The sequence below is a fragment of the Flavobacterium sp. genome, assembly GCF_046296355.1.
Classification (GTDB): Bacteria; Bacteroidota; Bacteroidia; order Flavobacteriales; family Flavobacteriaceae; genus Flavobacterium.
The window spans coordinates 331,178-351,181 of record NZ_JBKBLM010000001.1 but is presented as its reverse complement, the minus strand read 5'-3'; the positions used below and the strand labels follow the sequence as shown (position 1 = coordinate 351,181).

Below are 20,004 nucleotides of genomic sequence, written 5' to 3'. Positions count from 1 at the left end.
TCACTATCATTTTAATTAATTTTTTACTCATTTATCAGCAACTTAATGTGCAGTTTGTCGATTTGTTAACAGATTTGCCATTTTATTTATGGTGATGTGAAAAATAATTATAATTTTGAATTTATAATTTAACCCAATTAAATGATTATGAAGTACAAATTACTCACCGTTGCTTTGTTGACTATCAGTAGTGTAGCTTTTTCACAAACAGGAAACTCGCTATGGAACTCAACTACCAAGAAAAGTGATATGATTCCGTTAGAAACCGGAATGTTATTACCGGAAAACCAACTTTTAACCTTAAATCTGGACGGACTAAGAAATGTTTTAGCCAATGCGCCTCAACGATTCGCAAGTGCAAAAAGCGCAGATCTTATCGTATCTATTCCTAATGAAAATGGTGTTTTAGAAAGATTTAAAGTCTATCAAAACTCGGCATTAGAACCGGCATTAGCCGCTCGTTATCCTGAAATCAAGTCTTATATAGGAATTGGTCTTGACAATCCTACTTCGACTACTTATTTCAGTGTTACACCACTTGGGTTTAAGTCGATGACTTTAAATGCAGACAAAGCCGCTGTATTTATTGAGCCGATTTCACAAGATTTGACTACTTACACCGTTTTTAGAAAAGCCGACAGAAAACAGTCTTTAAGTGCTTTCGAATGTTCGGTTATTGATGAAGTAGCACAAGCTGACGGTACTAATTTAAGACCTAATGCTGATGATGCTACTTTGAGAACTTTCCGTTTAGCCTTGTCATGTACCGGTGAATATGCTACTTATTTTGGTGGCACAAAAGCACTGGCATTGGCGGCAATGAACAATTCAATGACCCGTGTTAATGGTGTTTTTGAAAATGATTTTGCCATCAGAATGGTTTTAATTGCCAATAACGACCTAGTAATTTACACCAATGCTTCTACCGATCCTTATACTACAAGCTATAACAGTCAACTTCAAAGCACGCTAACTTCAGTAATTGGAGATGCTAATTATGACGTTGGGCATTTATTTGTAAGAGCTTCAAACAACGGAAATGCTGGATGTATTGGTTGTGTGTGTAATTCAGGTAAAGGAAGTGGATTTACTTCCGGAACAATTCCACAAGGAGACATCTTTGATATAGATTATGTGGCTCACGAAATTGGACACCAATTTGGAGGTAACCATACTTTCTCTATGAGTAATGAAGGTACAGGCGTTAATATGGAACCTGGAAGTGGCTCAACCATTATGGGTTATGCCGGTATTACCGCTCAGGATGTTCAACCTAATTCTGATGCTTATTTTCACGCGGTTAGTATCCAACAAATAACCAACAACGTAAAAGGTAAAACTTGTCAAACCAATACACCAACCGGAAATGCTATTCCAACTGCTAGTGCCGGTTTAGACTATACCATTCCTAAAAGCACACCATTCATGCTAACCGGTTCGGGAAGCGATGCTGACGGAGATGCTATAACTTACAACTGGGAACAATTTGACAGCGCAGCAAGTACTGCTACTGGTGCAAGTTCAGCAGCAAGTGCTACTCGTACTACCGGACCAACTTTCCGATCTTACAATTCATCTACTTCACCGGTTAGATATTTTCCTAGAATTCAATCGGTTTTAACTGGTGCTACAACAACTTCTGGAACTGAAATCCTTGTGGAAGCGTTACCATCTGTTGCCAGAACCATGAATTTCAGATTAACCGTTCGCGACAATAGAGCTGGTGGTGCTGCCAACAATAGTGATGACATGATTGTTACCGTTAACGCAACAGCCGGTCCATTTACAGTAAGTGTACCAAATACTGCCGTTACTTATGCAGGAAACAGTTCTCAAACCGTAACTTGGAACGTGGCTGGAACAACTGCCAACAATGTGAATTGTGCCAATGTAGATATTTTATTATCAACTGATGGCGGATTTACTTATCCAATTACTTTATTGGCTGCCACGCCAAATGACGGATCTCAAGCAGTTACTATTCCGAATCTTGCCGGAACTACTAACCGTATTATGGTAAAAGGAACTAATCATATTTTCTTTGATGTTTCTAATGCTAACTTTACGATTACCAATTCGGCTCCGGATACCACAGCTCCAACTGCAGCCTCTTTAAGTGCTTCAGGAACTACCGCCAACTCAACCAACTTATCTTGGTCGGGTGCAACAGATAACATTGGCGTAACAGGATATGATGTTTACCAAGATGGTGTTTTCAGAGCTTCTACTACAGCTACTACTTTCGCAGCTACAGGATTGGCTTCTTCAACCGCTTATAGCTTCTATGTTGTTGCCAAAGATGCCGCAGGAAATGTTTCTCCGGAAAGTAACACTGTTAATGTAACTACACTTACCCCTGATACAACTGCACCAACAGCAGCTACATTAAGCGCTTCGGGAACTACAACAACTTCAACCAATTTATCTTGGTCAGGTGCAACAGACGATGTAGCCGTAACTTCTTATGATGTATACAGAAACGGTTCGTTCTTAGCTTCAACCGCAGCAACTACATATGCAGCTACAGGTTTAACCGCTTCAACCGCTTATACTTTCTATGTGATTGCTAAAGATGCCGCAGGCAATGCTTCTCCGGCCAGTAACACAGTGAATGTAACCACGCTTACACCATCTGTGACTTACTGTACTTCAAGAGGAAATAGTACTACTAGAGAATACATCAACAGAGTACAACTAGGCACCATCAATAACCTATCAGGTAACAATGGTGGTTATGGCAACTTCACAGCTATTTCAACAAACTTAGTTCGTGGAACCGCTAATACAGTTACCATCACTCCGGCTTGGACAGCTACTGTTTACAGCGAAGCTTACAGAGTATGGATTGATTACAACCGTGATGGTGATTTCCTTGACTCAGGAGAACAAGTATACAACAGAACTAAAACCAAAAGCACACCTGTTTCAGGAAGCTTTACCGTTCCGGCGACGGCTTTGTTAGGCCAAACCAGAATGCGTGTTTCTATGAAGTACAATGCTTCGCCAACGTCTTGTGAAACTTTCGCAGATGGTGAAGTAGAAGACTACACTGTAAACATCACGGCAACGGCTCGTTTCGAAGACAACACTACCAGAGTTGCTTTCAACTTATATCCAAACCCGGTAAAAGGAGATGTTTTAAACATTGCTAACCTTGAAGGTGAAGCGTCATTTAGAATTTTCAACCTAATGGGTCAAGAATTAGGAAAAGGTAAAATCGAAAACAACAATGTATTCGTAGGTTCACTGAAAGCCGGTACTTACTTAATCGAAGTAAGCAACGGAACTTCAACCACTACCAAACGTTTTATTAAGGAATAAAGCCAATAGTAATTAGGCATTAGCCAATAGTTTAAAAACCACTCTCAAAAGGAGTGGTTTTTTTTGGGTAATTTTAAGAGCGAAAGGCTTGGGCGTTCTTGGCATCCCTATTCCCGCTTTTTGCACTGCATGGCAGTTGCTTCAATCGGGGCTAGTTAGGTTTTGTCTTTTGTGAAATCAAGAATTTTAATAACCTATTTTCTCCAAAATCTGTAATCTTATAATATAAGTAAAAAGACACCTCTTGACTATTAAAATCTTTTGGCTACTCTATATTCCCATTTCCAAAATAAATAAACACAACTTTCTAATAAATAATTTCACCTTCCTATTCAGGCTAAGATTATTTCCAATACTTTTGGAATCAATTTATTAAAAACAAAAATTAAATTATGAAAACATTCAAAAAAGCAGCTATGCTGATTGTATTGACAATTGCCGGTGCTATTTCTTTTAACTGTAGTTCTGATAGCGACAGCAGTTCTTCTACAAACTTTTACTTAAAATGTAAAGTAAACGGAACTTGGGTAGAATTTGCTGATCCGATGGTTATCAATTCTTTGGCCAAATCAATCACAGGTAATGATACTGAAACAGGTCAAGTTGTAACCTTATTTACACCTTTAAATGTTCCTACAGGTACGCACACAATTACTGACGAACCTTCTAATGTTGATTCCTATGCAGGAAGTTTCAGTGATTTTAACCAAGATATATACACTGATAACGAAACAGGAACAATGATTATTACAGAAGTGAATGCAGACGTTATTAGAGGTACTTTTTCTTTTACAGGCGATGACGGAAACGGTGGCACAATTACCGTAACAGAAGGAAGCTTTAGAGCTGAAAATATAGAATAAGTATTTTATACTGCAAAAACCCGATGGCGCGGATTTCAAATCCGTGCCCATTAAAACAAAAACCCCGAACATTGCTGTTCGGGGTTTTTTATATTCAGTTGTAAATAATTACTTCACAATCAAGAATTCTGAACGTCTGTTTTGAGCGTGTTGCTCTTCAGTACAGTCTTTACCACAATCAACTTTAGGCTCTAACTCACCCATTCCTTTAGCAGAAATTCTGCTGGCATCAATGCCTTTAGAAATGATGTACTGAGCGGTTGATTTAGCTCTACGGTCAGACAATCTTTCGTTATATCTGTCAGTTCCTCTGTTGTCTGTATGCGATTTAGCCATGATAACCAACTTGTCGTTGTTCTTCATCACCTGAACCAATTTGTCTAACTCAAAAGCACCTTCTTGAGTGATGTTGCTTTTGTCGTATTCAAAGAAGATTGGTTTTAATACAATTTCCGTTTCAGTAACAATTACGTCAATTGGTTGTAAGGCTGCATCAACTTTAGCAGTTGGCCCTTTACTTGGCGTAACAGCAAAAGTATTGCCTTCATAACCATCTTTTGAAGCTTGTACAACGTATGGTTTATCACACTCTACTCTGTATTTTACTTCTCCATTAGCATTTGACATTTCAGTCGCAATAACGTTTTTCTTATCGTCTAGGATAGCCACGCTAGCATTGGCCAAGATAGCACCTGTTTTAGCGTCAGTAACCACAATAGTTACATCAACTCCACAAATTGGGTTTACTACTAAGATATCGTCATTTCCGCCACGGTTACTCGACAAGAATCCAACATTTTTAGTCCCGTTGAAAGAGAAAGCAAAATCGTCTTTTTCTGTATTCACCGGTTTTCCTAGGTTGGTCGCTTCTGCACCGCTTGATAAATCAGCTTGATAAACATCATATCCTCCTAGACCTTGTTTTCCGGCTGAAGCAAAGTATAATGTTTTGTTGTCATCTGCTATGAATGGGAAACTTTCGTTGCCTTCAGTATTTATTTTACTGCCTAAGTTTTGAGGCTCGCCATAAGTACCATCAGCATTTATTGCTACTTTCCAAATATCAACACCACCTAAACTGCCTGGTCTGTTAGAAGAGAAGTATAAAGTTTTACCGTCTCTACTCAAAGAAGGGTTACTGCTTGAATAGGTTTTGTCATTGAAAGGCAAAGCGGTAAGCTCACCCCAAGTGTCTCCACTTTTAGTGGCTTTAAACAAATATACTTGACTGAAACGGGCATTGTTCTTTTTGTCCTTTTCGTAGTCTTTCTCTTTGTAGCTTTCGCTGGCAAAATAAGCCGTATTTCCATCAGCACTGATAGTCACAGGACCATCATGCCATTTAGAATTTAAGGAAACTACAACACCTGCATTGGTAATTGTACCATCAGTATTATAATCTGCTTTATAAATATCTAAGAAAGGCTCTTCTGTCCAACCATAAGTTTTACGAGCTCCGTTTCGGGCACTGGCAAAATACAAACTGTTGTCATAAAGCACCGCTCCAAAATCAGATTTATCACTACTAATGTCAGATGCGTTAACATTGTACAATTTCGTTTTGTCTAATAATCTCGGAACATAATTAGGGTTTTCTTTGAAAGCTTTGGCACGTTGATCGTTAGGCGCAGCAGCGGCAAATTTTTGCATTTGCTTGTTGGCTTCTTCATATTTACCATTGGCTTTTAACATCTGAGCATAACGGTAGTAAGTCTCGGAATCCTGATTGGTTTCAGTAGCTCTGGCGTACCATTTTACGGCTTCAGTAGAGTTAAACATGTTGTAATAAGTATCGGCCAATTGCTTATACACATAAGCATCCCCTTTATCATTCTCAACAAGTTTCAGATAAGCTTTGGCTGCATCGACATATTCGTATCTAGCGAATAATTTATCGGCAGCTTTGGTATCTTTATTTTGCGCCGATAGTGTAAAACTGAAGGCTACAAAACTTAAGGCTATATATAGATTTTTCATTTTTTAGGTTTCTTTATAGGTTAGAAATATCTTGGTGAACGTGATACTTTTTTCGGGAAGTTCAAATCGAACAACAACATTACCTCGTGTGAAGATGGTGTTACCGTATTTAAGTCTGAAACGATGTGGTCGTAAGCATACCCAATTCTTAAGCTTGGAGTAATTGCAAAGTTAACCATCGCCCCGAAAGAGTCTTCTACTCTATACGTAGCTCCTAATTCTAACTTATCATAAAACATAAAATTAGTCGATAAATCAAAAGATGTTGGCGCATTCAACGATGATTTAACCATCGCGAAAGGTTTGAATTTCAAGTTCGGATTAATGTCAAAAACATAACCTCCTGTTAAGAAATAGTGCATTTCTTCAGTTCCGTATTGTCTTCCGTCAAAATCTAAATATTTTGTCTTTAGCATGTTCGGCACAGAGAAAGCAACATAGTACTTATCGGTGTAATAGAAAACCCCAGAACCAACATTTAAGAAGGTATTGTTAGGATTCCCTGCACTAAACGGATCTTCCGCAACCGGTTGTGGTAAGGTTTCGAAAATATAGTTAAAATCGATTTTGTGCATGGTAAGACCGGCTTTTAAACCAAAAGCCAATCTCTTTTCACCACCTAAATTTAAAGTATAGGAGAAGTCAGCGTAGAAGTTATTTTCTTCTACCGGACCGATTTTATCTGATATAACAGAAAGACCTAATCCAACATTTCTACCTACAGGGCTGTGTATAAAAAACGTTCCTGTAGTCGGAGCATCTTCTATTTCAACCCATTGCTTACGATAAAGTAAACCGCCTGAAACAGCTTCTTTAGACCCTGCGTAGGCCGGATTCATAACACTCATGTTATACATGTATTGCGTGTAATGAGGATCTTGCTGTGCTCTTAACTCTGTTACTGCTAAAGCTAATACTGCAATGAAATATAGTTTCTTCATTTTGTTTTGTTTTATTTTGAATGCAAATTTATATTGTCCTATTGTACTCTGTTGATGTAAATCCAACCTGTTCTGTTTTCTCCATTATCTCTTTCAATTACGAAATAATAGGTTCCGTCAGGAAGTTCGTCTCCATCATCAGATTGACCTTTCCATTGATTAGTATAATTTCCTTTGGTATATACTTTCATTCCATATCTGTTAAAAATAGACAATTTTTTAACATTGAAACCTCTAAGGTCAAAATAGTCATTATAGCCATCATTATTAGCAGAAATACCTTTTTGAATCACACAAGTAATTGCGTCAACCGGTAATGAAGCAGAATCAGGACATCCGTTAGAAGTCACAGTAACTGTATAAGTATCTAATTCTGTAACCACAATACTTTGTGTATTTCCTACGTTTAAGCCTGAACTGTCTTCCCATACAAAAGTAACATTAGAATCAAAAGTTCCTTCTATTGGAGATACCGTAAGCACAAATTCAACACCTTCACAATTCCCTGCTACACTAACTTGTATGGGTGATGAAATCACTACTTGAGCAGTACTTGACCCCGGAACTCTACAAGTATCCGCATCAGCATCTACAGTATAAGTTACAGTATAAGTACCTGCCGGTGAAGTTAAATCGACTAAACCTGTTGAAGAGTTTATAACCAATCCGGCAGAGGCTGTATATAAACCACCAATAGTAAATCCTGCAATACTAGTATTAGGTAGCGGATTTTCTCCACCTGAACAATATAGAGCATCATACCCTATAGTAGTTACCGGTGTGATAATTGGATTAATCACAACTTCAAATTCAAAGAATCCACCCACTAAACAAATGTTGTTATTAGGTAATACAGTATATCTAACGGTATAAGTTCCCGGCAATGAAGCAGAGCCACCAACCCCTAGAGTAATTACACCAGTTCCTGAATTAATATTTAATCCTGCAGGTTGAGCAGTGAATTGACCAGGAGTTGTAAATCCGGCCGGTAAAATTGGAGACATTGTCGCCGCCGCATTTTGACAAATTGTTGCTGGATTATATGAAAAATCTACTACTGTTGGTGTAAACGGCACTGGATTAATGACAATAGTAAGTGCTGGAGAATAACATCCTGAAGTTAAATCATGAGCTGTTAGGTTATAAGTTCCAGGCGCTAATAAGCCAAAAGTGGTAGCTGCTTGATAAGTTGTACCATCTATACTGTACTCATAATTGGTTCCTAACGGAGCAGTAACTACTATCGCTCCTGTTTGAACGGTACAAGTTGTTTGAGTAACATTTGCTGTTGGCGTAGGTACTGTAGTAATATTTACTGTAAATGAAACTTCATTGGTACAACCCAAATTACTAACGGCATAAATATAAAATGTTTGTGTTGCGGTTACTAAATAACCTGCACTCAATTGATTTCCTGTTCCACCAGGTGCATCAAAATAATTACCAACTGCTAAAGCCGGTAGCGCATAACTATTACAAGCTTGAACATTCGCAGGTTGAACAATATTTGGCAATGGAGCAATCTCAACTTGAGTTGACGGATTAGCACCTACACAAACCCCAGAACCAGGTAAAGAGTAAGATACGGTATAAACACCCGGCGAACTTAAACTTGGATTGATAGCACCAGTATTAACATCAATAAACAAACCACCATTTGGCAATGCTGAGTAGGTACCTCCAGTCGTTCCGGTTTGGTTTACGTTATGCACTGTAGCATCACTTTCACAATAGAATGCGGCATCATAGTCAATGGTTGCTGCAGCTGGGAGCACAAGGCTTATCGTAAATGTATATTGAGTTTCCGGACAAGTTACGTTTCCTGCTAATGTATTAACAACAACATAATTTCCTGGCAAACTGGCTTGTAAATCAATCTCTCCAGTTGTTGTATTAGCGAATACTAATCCTGTTGGCGTATTTGGCAACAATGAGAATACCCCGGCAACCGAACCTTGAGCAAGAGTTGGAATCGGATTGGCAACACTCGGATCAATACAATAAGTTGATGACGAATAAACAAAGTCAGCTTCCGGACAACAAAGTGTTGCTCCCGAAGTAGGGCTGAAATTTGTCTGTGTTAAAGTAATATATCCCGGTTGATTAGAGAAGTTCGTAATTAAAATTACATAAAACTGTCCTGCCACAGCATTGGCTATATTAAAGTTTTCAGTTGGTGCTGCCGAATAACTACATCCGGTAGTCAAACCGGTTAAAGGTGGCTGACCTCCTGCAATTGCAGCACAAACTTGAGCTTGAGTAGTAAAAGGACCCCATGCTGCATAATCAACGTCCAAATTCGGTGTTCCTCCAGGTGTTGTTGATTGCGTTAACAGGTAATTGATAGGGCCTGAACTAACTACTTGAATAGTAAAGAAAGTAGGGTTAGGAGATGTAAACAAACAACCTATCTGTCCCAAACTTGTTACCCCTGTAGTGTTACCATAATCTAAACCATCCTCACTACATATTGATGAACTGTTAGTACATGTTGAAGGAGTTGAGATACATAAATTAAAGTTGGCCGACTGTGGTGTAGCTGCATTAGAAAATACTCTAATATAATAAGTATCACCAACAATTAAGTTATTCAATACACCCGCTAAATTTGTACTACAGAATACTTGTGTCAAAGTCCCACATAGTCCTGAATATACTGCAAAATTTAAGTTAGTCGTTGATCCAACAACACTTTGTATTGAAACGTTTAAGTATTGGTTTGTTGCTATAAACTGGAACCAAACATCATCATCAGGAGTTCCAACACAAGGTGCTACAATTCCTGGCGCTACTGAAGCAGTTGCTCCGGTTATAGTCCCTGGGGTAACTAATTGACAAACTGCATCAGAATTTACCGGAGCAAATATTGCACCATCACAATTGTCATTTTCTATTAAAGTATTGAAATTAAATCCTGTCGACCACAAACTTGTTCCGGTTGTTGGACAAATACCTCTAACATAAAAAGTATATTGTGTACCTGAGTCTAAACCGGTAAATAATGCCGGATTAGTCGAAACTATTGTTCCTGTTGCTGTTGGTAATGGGAAAGGAGAACCTAAAGGCAATATGATAACTTCCCATTGTGTTACTGCAGGATTGGTTTCTGTCCATCCTAAATAAGCAGAAGTCGTTGTAATACTTGTTGCTGTTAATGTATTTGGTCTTTGACACTCAGGTGCCGGACCACAAGTCACATCGGCTACCCAACCTGCAAGATTGGTAAAACCATTACTTCTGAATCTGAAAGTCAAACATCCATCAGGACTTGACGAGGTAAAAGGACCAGGCAATGCAGTTCCCCAAAATCCACCTGCCAAACCACCTGGAACGGTACCAGGACCATTTAAACTGGTAATTTGAGGTGAGGCAATTGAATTACCATCAAAAACATATAATGCATCACTATTAGCTCCAACATTAAAAGATGAAAAAGTCACAGTTACCGTGTCTCCTGGGTTAATAGGGCAAACAGTAACGGTTGAATCTGAGTTAGCCGGATAATTTGCCGGTCCACCTTCGTCAACAAATGTACCACCACATACTGGTGGAGCCACTTGTGTTGTAATTGGAAGCGGTCCTGACCAGATACTGCTATCTGTAGGGTTACAAACCGCTCTTATGTATATATCATAACATGTTGAAGAATTCAATCCCGTCAATGTGTAAGGCGAAGCAGTAGTTACATCAACAAAACCGGTTGCATCAGCTGCCGGAGCAGGAGAACCACATGGTAAAGCCAACACTTGCCATGCTGAAGCCACACTATTATCAGGATTAGTTGGTTGTCCCCAACTTATTATAACTGAATCTGATGTAACTGTTGAAGTTGTAACGGCAGTTGGTCTTCTACACGTTGGTGGTGGACCACAAGTTACATTGGCAACCCATCCCGGATCTTGAACAGAAGTATCACTTCTAAATCTGAAAGTTAAACATCCGTCCGCACTTGATGAAGTAAAAGGACCAGGTATTGCGGTACCCCAGTATCCTCCTGCTAAACCACCAGGAACGTTTGCTGCTGGATTGTTGCTGGCTATTTGAGTGGCACCAATTGAATTACCGTCAAAAACGTATAACGCATCCCAATTGGCCTCTGTTTCAAAAGAATTAAAGGTTACGGTAACAACATCTCCCGGGTTAACCGGACAAATCGTTACTGTTGAATCTGTACTTGGTGCGTAGTCTGCTCCAGCTCCTCCAGGGTCAGTAAATGTACCCCCACAAACCGGTGGTGCTACTTGAGTAGTGAACGAAGCAGGTCCTGTCCAAGGGCTACTATCTGTAGGCGAACATACTGATCTAACATAAATATCATAACAAGTTGTTGGTGATAAACCAGTAAGGGTATAAGGATTTCCTGTTACATCAATAAATCCGGTTGATCCAGCAGTTGGTGCTGGAGAACCACAAGGCAAAGCTAAAACTTGCCAAGCCGTTTCTGAACCACCGTTGGTCCATGAAACAGTAGCAGAAGTTGACAATACTGCACTTGAAGTTAACAAAGTTGGTTCAGGACAAGTTGGTATATCTTCGATGATTACATTATCAATGTAAATTCTCCATCCATCTAAACCACCATTTGGAACGTGCCAAGCAATATTTACCGGACCAGTGATTCCAGCCAAAGTTTGAATTCTTTGAACATAAGTAGTATTACTATATGTTGCTAAAGGAATTAAAGTAGTTGTAAAATCTACCGGACTTGGTCCGTTAGTAGACAACATTACTCTAAAATCATTAGGTTCACCAGTTGATTGAACTCTGTAATGGAATTTCAATCTTTGGTTACCGTTTAATATAATTTGTGGAGAAATCAACCAATCATTATTAGCACCGGCATTAAAGTCGGTGTTAATAGCGGCACATTGATTTCCTTCAAATGGAGCTGTTGCGTAATTCATATTCCAAGCATCTGCATCCCCATTTGAATTCAACACTGTCCAACAGTTTTCAGTTGGCGATCCCGTATTGAAACCTTCCTGGAAAGGAACAGGAAACGCATCACACAAAGTATTGAATAAGAACGGACCTGCCCAAGCACTGAAAGTACCATTGTTACAATCTGCTCTTACGTAATACTGATAAGCCGTATTCACAGTAAGTCCTGGCACAGGGTAATTTGTATTAACGTTAGTTTGTGTTCCAGGTCCTGCAGGTATTGGTGAACCTGCCGGTTGAACAGCAACTTCCCATGAAGTGGCGCCTCCTGGGTTAGCCCAAGATAAATTGGCAGATGTTTGTGTTAAACCACTAACCGACAATGTGGTTGGTTCAGCACAGTTTACAGTTTGAATTACCAAAGTGTAACCAAACGTTTGAGGCGCTGCATTAGTTGAAATGACAATAATATATTCTTGTCCGGCAGTCACTGCTATACTTGGAATAACTCTGGGAGCATTTCCTGTATTGGCAACTCCTGCTAAACAGTTAACCCCTACGTTAGCACAACCTTCGTAAACAAAAATACCGGACCATGTTCCCGCAGGTGTCATAGTCACACTAATAGCACCACTGGTAGTTGGAGTATAGGAATAGAATACATCGTTTCCTGTCATGTAATTGGTTGCTGTACCGGCACAAGCTGCAGGTTGCGCCACATCCGTGGTGTCTCCGTAGTTGCCCGTATTATCTGTCGTACTGTAAGGAACTGATCCAATTACAATTGGAGCACCGCAAGTGAATCCTGGAGACGTCGTGGAGAAATTAAAAGGTCCAACCCAAACACTGTTAGCTCCATTTGAACACAAAGCTCTTACATAGTATTTGTAATCTGTTGAAGGGGTAAAAGGTGTTCCTGTTGCGGTAGCAGTTGCATTAAATGGTAAAGCACCATTGTAAACCACACCAACTCCTGTAAAGGTCCCCGCTAAAGGTAAAACTTCAATTTCCCAAGAAGTCGCCCCACTTGGATTCCCCCAGCTTAAGTTAGCCGAAGTCTGAGTTATTCCATTTGCAGCAAGGTTTATAGGATCTAAACATCTTTCAAGGATACTCACGTTGTCAATTAACCAACGATCTCCGTCTAAAACTGTTAGAGGTTGCGTGTACACTTTTACAAACGAAACATAAACTTGTTGACCTGCATAAGCAGATAAGTCAACTAGTTTTTCTTCATAAACATTGTAAGTAAGTGTTAAATCAACTTCAGTCCATTGCTGCACCAAAGTATAGGCAGCAGGATCGGTTTGTGTTGCAGTTGATGGAGCGACCTTTATTTGATACAAAGTTCCTTGATTACCCGTTGAAAAAGTACGAGTATAGAAACGAAGTTGTCCATTTGCCGGTATATTGACTAGTGGCGTTGACAAATAATCTTCAGAGGTGTTTCCTTGGCCAATATTCTCTCTATTGACATAAGCAGAATTTGCCCCTTGATAAACAAGAGGTGGAGTTGGTGGCGCAACAACGGTAGAGTTAATTCCCCAACGTTGATTGACTCCAACACCATTGTCAAATACCGCCCAGTTCCCCGTTGTTAAAGCCCATGTAGTCGATGGTAACGGAGTAGGCCCTGTGGTTGACTCAAATCCTTCAACAGTTGGTGTTAATTGAGAATAACCAACCATAGAAAAAAATAAGGTCACCAGTAGTAAAGTAATTTTTTTCATGAAATGAAAATTTTAGTTGTTTAATTGAGTTTTTTTTGGATTTTGAGTTCCAAATTTAGTAAAAATTATGAAAAAAATAACATTTATATTTTTTTTGGCAAAATAATTGAAGTTTATATTACCATTTGGTAAACAAATTGTATCCGAACTTAAATTTCTTATCACTATTTTTGTAGTTCAATAAAACCTAATGTTAGAAAAAGAAGTAATCAATTTTGAGCGAACAATAATTGTTGGAATCATTACTCAAAACCAAAGTGAAGAAAAGTTAAATGAATATCTCGACGAGTTAGAATTTTTAACGTATACTGCAGGAGGAGAAGTAATTAAAAGATTTTCACAAAAATTGGAAAGACCTAATCCCAAAACATTTTTAGGAACAGGAAAAATAGATGAAATCCATTTATACATCAAAGAAAATAATATTTCAACTGTTATTTTTGACGATGAATTGTCTCCTTCACAACAAAAAAACATCTCTAAAATTTTAGACTGTAAGATTTTAGACCGAACCCACTTGATTTTAGACATTTTTGCCCAAAGAGCAGAGACTTCCTATGCAAGAACCCAAGTTGAATTAGCGCAATGCCAATACTTACTTCCACGCCTATCCGGAATGTGGACACACTTAGAACGTCAAAAAGGAGGAATTGGACTTCGTGGACCTGGTGAAACTGAAATTGAAACCGACCGACGAATTGTACGCGACAGAATTGCATTACTAAAAGAAAAAATAAGAACCATCGACAAGCAAATGTCTGTCCAAAGAAGCAATCGTGGCGCTATGGTTCGTGTCGCTTTAGTTGGTTATACCAATGTTGGAAAATCAACTTTAATGAATGTAATCAGTAAAAGCGAGGTTTTTGTAGAAAACAAATTATTCGCTACCCTTGATACAACCGTTCGTAAAGTGGTTATCAAAAATTTACCTTTTTTACTATCCGACACTGTAGGTTTTATTAGAAAATTACCAACGCAATTAGTAGAATCCTTTAAAAGCACTTTGGATGAAGTCCGAGAGGCCGACTTACTGCTGCATGTAGTAGATATATCTCATCCCGATTTTGAAGAGCATATTCAATCCGTAAATCAAATTTTACAAGACATCAAAAGCTATGGTAAACCTACGATTATGGTTTTCAACAAAATTGATGCTTACAAACATTTACAAATTGAAGCCGATGATTTAATTACAGAAAAAACCACCAAACATTACACTTTGGAAGAATGGAAAGCCACTTGGATGAGTAATGTGGGAGAAAAGAATGCCTTATTTATTTCGGCAACCAATAAAGAAAACTTTGAAGAATTCAGAGAAAAAGTATATGAAGCTGTGAGAGAAATTCACATCACGCGCTTTCCCTACAATAAATTCTTATATCCGGATTATAAAGATGTAATTGAGGAATAAATCTTATTGAAGATAATAGATATAACCAAAGTTTATCCAAACATTCCAATCGTTAGCTCTATTTTCAACATAAACAGCAGGGTCAGGATTTAAACCATCAACCCAATTGGAAAAATAATACTGCCAACGTAAATCCAACATCAAGTCGGATAGTTCCGTAAGCTTATAACGAGTTCCTATACTTCCAACTATCGACCAAACGGTTCCTCCTTGATTGGTTGTAGCGTCGTAATATTTAATAGGGGTTGAAATAGGCGTATTCAAAGCACCTAAAGTAGAATAAGCTTCCGGGTCATAAAAACTAAATTGACCTCCCATACTCATGAACGGCGCCCATGCTCCAATGGTAGAACTAAACTCTCTAATACTCAAAGGGAAAAATTCCAACTGCATTCCAACATTAGTAACAGCTGTACTTCCTCGCATAGCTCTTAATTGATCTGCTATCAAAGATGTTTTACTCTTATCGACCCATCTTCCAAAATGTTGCAATTCAGTTTTATTGTATGACAATTCACTTCTTAATTTAAAGTGGTCATTAAAATAAGTTTCAGGAGTATAACAGTTACACTCTGCTCTATAAGAAAAATTCAAGTAGTGTATAATCCCAATACCATATCCGGTATTACCCGCATTGGTAGAAAAATCATGTCGCTCTCCATAATCGGATTGAAAAGCAACAGGACCAACAATAGCTCCTATTTCATGTGAAAAACCAAATTGAGCAAAAGTGCTATTTGAAAATGCAAATAACAACAGCGAGGTTATGATAAATTTTTTGGGCATTTGCATACTAATAAGTTCAATTCTCGACAAATATATAAAAACATCATTCAGTTATAAAATAAAATAAAAAATTGTTCATATATATACGAAAAAAAGCAACAAAAGTTTTAAAAGACAACATTTATTACAACTATCTTTAAATTTTCTTACCATAACCGCAAAAATTCTGAGAATTTAAAAAAACTTATACCCATATTTTTAATAAAATGTATATTTGTCTGAATTTACGAAAACGTTTTCTTAAAAAAATTTAACAGTATATTTTATGTCACAAAGTATTAACGAATTTATCGAATTGGTTGCTAAAAGAAATGCCAATGAGCCTGAATTTATGCAAGCTGTAAAGGAAGTTGCAGAAACTGTAATTCCTTTTATTGAACAAAATAAAAAATACCAAAACAAAATGCTTTTGGAAAGAATGGTAGAGCCTGAAAGAGTTATCATGTTCCGTGTGACTTGGATTGATGATGCCGGAAATACTCAAGTGAATCGTGGTTACAGAATCCAAATGAACTCTGCTATTGGACCTTATAAGGGAGGAATTCGTTTCCATCCTTCTGTAAATTTAAGCATCCTTAAATTCTTAGCTTTTGAACAAACATTCAAAAATAGCTTAACTACATTGCCAATGGGCGGTGGAAAAGGTGGTGCTGATTTTGACCCTAAAGGAAAATCAGATATCGAAATCATGAGATTCTGTCAAGCCTTTATGACTGAATTGTCTAAACACATCGGTGCTGACACTGACGTTCCTGCAGGCGATATTGGTGTTGGAGGAAGAGAAGTAGGATATATGTTTGGCCAATACAAAAGATTAAGAAACGAATTTACCGGCGTTTTAACCGGAAAAGGAATCTCTTTCGGAGGTTCATTAATCCGTCCAGAAGCTACAGGCTACGGCGATGTATATTTCGCTCAAAACATGTTGGCTACCAAAGGCGATAGTTTCACAGGGAAAACTGTAGTAGTTTCTGGTTCTGGAAACGTTGCCCAATACGCTATCCAAAAAGCAACTGAATTAGGTGGGAAAGTAGTTACAGCTTCTGACTCTTCAGGATATATTTTAGATACTGACGGAATTGACGCAGAGAAATTGGCCTACATCATGGAAATCAAAAACGTAAACTACGGTAGGATTTCTGATTATGTTGCCAAATATCCAAACGCCAAATTCGTAGCCGGAAAACGTCCATGGGAAGTAAAATGTGATATCGCTTTACCTTGTGCAACCCAAAACGAATTAAATGGTGACGAAGCCAAAACACTTGTAGCTAACGGCTGTATCTGTGTAGCTGAAGGTGCTAACATGCCTTCTACTCCGGAAGCTATCGAAGTTTTCACAAATGCTAAAATTCTTTTCGCTCCCGGAAAAGCTTCTAATGCCGGTGGTGTGGCCACTTCAGGACTTGAAATGTCACAAAACTCTTTGCGTTTGAGCTGGACTTCAGAAGAAGTTGATCAAAGATTAAAAGACATTATGGCTAATATTCACGCCGCTTGTGTGAAATATGGTACAGATGCTAATGGTTATACAGACTACGTAAAAGGCGCAAACGTTGCCGGTTTCGTGAAAGTTGCCGATGCCATGTTAGCACAAGGAATTGTATAAATTTAAATACAACCAACCATAAACCCAAAAAAAAAATGCTCTCTTTATGAGGGCATTTTTTTTGGCAAATACCAAAACAATATTTTTTGCGTTTATACTATATTTGTATGCTAATTGTTCTCCAATGAAAAAGTGCCTACTATATTTACTACTACTTGTTTTCCAAATTGGCTTTTCTCAACAAAACCAAAATTGGAAAGGCTATTTTTCATACAACCAAATCAAAGATGTTACTGAATCTGCCAATAAGTTGTATGCTGCCGCAGAAAATGCCTTATTTATTAAAAATACCATTAGCAATGACCTCCAAACCATAAACTCTATCGATGGTCTTTCCGGTCAAACCATTTCTGCTATCTATCACAGTGATACTTTTAATAAAACCATTGTAGGTTATGAAAACGGATTATTGATTGTAATCAATGACGCCGACGGTTCAATGCTGAATGTGGTTGATATTATTAACAAAAACATCCCGGCTAACATTAAAAAAGTAAACCACTTTATGGAACATGACGGAATTGTTTATGTTTCCTGCGACTTTGGAATCGTGCAATACAAACTCGCTACTTTAGAGTTTGGCGACACTTATTTTATTGGCCCGACCGGTGAAGAAATAAGAGTCTATCAAACCACAGTTTATAATGGCGAAATCTACGCTGATACTCAAAATAACGGCATCAGAAAGGCTTTAATCACCAATCCAAACCTTAACGATTATGCTCAATGGCAAGTTTTTGACGGTGGATATTGGACCGGTTTAGTTACCTTCAACAACCAATTGATTGGATTGAGCACCAATAACAAAGCCTACAAATACAACGGAAGTTTTTTTGAAGAATTCAGCGACATTGGACAACCCGGATTAGACATTAGGGCCACGCCAAATTATTTAATCATTACCGCTCCTAACCACGTATTTGTTTACAACACCGATTTAACCCAAATAGCCCACATCCAGAGTTCACAAGTAACCCCAACATCAGTCAATTTTACCTGTGGTACTGTGATTAATAACAATATATACATTGGAACCCTAGAGAACGGAATAGTAGCTTCAACAATAAGTAATCCAACCGCTTTCGAATTTATAATGCCCGACGGACCTCTCAGAAACTATATGTTTTCTATAGATAGCTCGTCTTCTAATCTATGGGCAACATATGGTGGTTACAACATATTTTACAATCCGTATACTTTTATCGGGTTTAATTTAACCTCTTTCGGAATAAGTAAATACAGTGAAACCGGCTGGTTAAACATTCCTTATACCGATGTTTTAGGGGCCAAATCTTTAACTAAAATAACCATAAACCCCAATGATGAAACTAAAGTCTACGTAGGTTCTTACCACAACGGACTGTTAGAAGTTGTCAATGACATTCCCACTACCCTATACAATGTTTCCAACAGCACTTTGCAATCCTTAGATAATGCAACTACAACCGGCATCAGGGTAAATGAATCTGTTTTTGACAGATCTGGAAACCTTTGGGTGACCAACAGTAACGTACAAAAGCAACTCAATGTTCTAAAAACGAATGGTCAATGGCAATCCTATGATATGCAAGACATCTTGGATAATTTTGGCTCCAGCCATTTAAATAAAATAGCCATTGACAACAGCGGAACCAAATGGATTGCTTCTTACCTTGATGGGGTGATTGCCTTCAATGAAAACACCAATATCTTTAAAAAAATAACCGAAGGTGCTGAAGTGGGCAACCTTCCCTCTAAAGACGTAAGAGCCATTGCTATTGACAACCGAAATCAAGTTTGGATCGGCACCAACAAAGGGCTGCGAGTATTACCAAGTACCAGCAGTTATAATGGTACGACGCAAATGAGAGCGAACGCCATCATTATTTTAGAAGATGATTTAGCACAAGAACTTTTGTACGAACAATTCATTACTGATATCGCAGTCAATGGTTCCAATGAAAAGTGGATTGGCACAGCTGACTCAGGTGTTTTTCTTTTTTCTCCTAACGGTCAAGAAACGATTTATCATTTTACCAAAGACAATTCTCCTTTACCCAGCAATGTCATCAACGACATCGATATCAATCCCGAAACTGGTGAAGTTTTTTTTGCTACCGATAAAGGCTTGGTCTCTTTTCAAGGCACAGCTACCAAACCCGCAGAAGATTTAAAAGATGTATACGTTTACCCAAATCCGGTAAGGCCTGAATTTGTCGGCACCGTAAAAATCGCCGGACTCATTTCCAATGCCAATGTCAAAATCACCGATATCGAAGGCAATTTGGTTTACGAAACCACTTCAGAAGGCGGAACCATTGAATGGGACACGACTGCTTTTGGCAAATACAAAGTCACATCAGGCGTTTATATGATTTTTATCGCCGCCGAAGATGCCTCGGAAACTACTGTTAAAAAAGTGATGATTATTAGATAAAAGTTCTATGTTGTATGTTCTAAGTTGTATGTTAAAAATAATGCGACAACTTACAACTCACAACCTACA

At 38.3% G+C, this 20,004-nt stretch carries 9 protein-coding genes; 5 read left to right on the top strand and 4 right to left on the bottom strand.

What is annotated here, in order from left to right:
- The first annotated feature begins 147 nt into the window (after positions 1 to 147).
- Both ACK4HO_RS01605 and ACK4HO_RS01600 read left to right on the top strand, forming a co-directional pair.
- The gene (locus ACK4HO_RS01605) at positions 148 to 3,321 is read left to right on the top strand and encodes a reprolysin-like metallopeptidase (protein WP_409661617.1); all 3,174 of its coding nucleotides are present in this window, start codon (positions 148 to 150) and stop codon (positions 3,319 to 3,321) included.
- A 392-nt stretch (positions 3,322 to 3,713) separates the two neighbouring features.
- Positions 3,714 to 4,184: a DUF6252 family protein gene (locus ACK4HO_RS01600; RefSeq protein WP_409661614.1), complete on the top strand. Its 471-nt coding sequence runs from the start codon at positions 3,714 to 3,716 to the stop codon at positions 4,182 to 4,184.
- Positions 4,185 to 4,292: 108 nt separating this feature from the next.
- Here the strand turns inward: ACK4HO_RS01600 and ACK4HO_RS01595 are convergent, their stop codons facing one another.
- The 3 genes from ACK4HO_RS01595 to ACK4HO_RS01585 are packed head-to-tail and all read right to left on the bottom strand — an operon-like array spanning position 4,293 to position 13,713.
- Positions 4,293 to 6,161, bottom strand: coding sequence for an OmpA family protein (locus tag ACK4HO_RS01595; RefSeq protein WP_409661612.1), 1,869 nt, complete (start codon positions 6,159 to 6,161; stop codon positions 4,293 to 4,295).
- Positions 6,162 to 6,181: 20 nt separating this feature from the next.
- On the bottom strand, positions 6,182 to 7,102 hold the full coding sequence (locus ACK4HO_RS01590) for a type IX secretion system membrane protein PorP/SprF (RefSeq protein ID WP_409661609.1): 921 nt from the start codon (positions 7,100 to 7,102) through the stop codon (positions 6,182 to 6,184).
- 38 nt (positions 7,103 to 7,140) lie between these two features.
- Positions 7,141 to 13,713 (bottom strand): choice-of-anchor J domain-containing protein, encoded by a 6,573-nt coding sequence (locus ACK4HO_RS01585; protein WP_409661606.1) that lies wholly within the window; start codon positions 13,711 to 13,713, stop codon positions 7,141 to 7,143.
- A 190-nt stretch (positions 13,714 to 13,903) separates the two neighbouring features.
- Here ACK4HO_RS01585 and hflX point away from each other — a divergent pair, with 190 nt between their 5' ends.
- On the top strand, positions 13,904 to 15,124 hold the full coding sequence (hflX, locus tag ACK4HO_RS01580) for a GTPase HflX (RefSeq protein ID WP_409661603.1): 1,221 nt from the start codon (positions 13,904 to 13,906) through the stop codon (positions 15,122 to 15,124).
- A 3-nt stretch (positions 15,125 to 15,127) separates the two neighbouring features.
- On the opposite strand, the gene ACK4HO_RS01575 is transcribed toward hflX, so the two are convergent.
- The gene (locus tag ACK4HO_RS01575; protein WP_409661600.1) at positions 15,128 to 15,910 is read right to left on the bottom strand and encodes a THC0290_0291 family protein; all 783 of its coding nucleotides are present in this window, start codon (positions 15,908 to 15,910) and stop codon (positions 15,128 to 15,130) included.
- Positions 15,911 to 16,175: 265 nt separating this feature from the next.
- Between ACK4HO_RS01575 and gdhA the strand changes: the two genes are divergently transcribed.
- Together gdhA and ACK4HO_RS01565 are read left to right on the top strand one after the other, a co-directional pair.
- Complete coding sequence (gene gdhA / locus ACK4HO_RS01570) at positions 16,176 to 17,519, top strand: NADP-specific glutamate dehydrogenase (protein ID WP_409661597.1); 1,344 nt, start codon at positions 16,176 to 16,178, stop codon at positions 17,517 to 17,519.
- A 124-nt stretch (positions 17,520 to 17,643) separates the two neighbouring features.
- The gene (locus ACK4HO_RS01565) at positions 17,644 to 19,935 is read left to right on the top strand and encodes a two-component regulator propeller domain-containing protein (protein WP_409661594.1); all 2,292 of its coding nucleotides are present in this window, start codon (positions 17,644 to 17,646) and stop codon (positions 19,933 to 19,935) included.
- Positions 19,936 to 20,004: the final 69 nt, after the last annotated feature.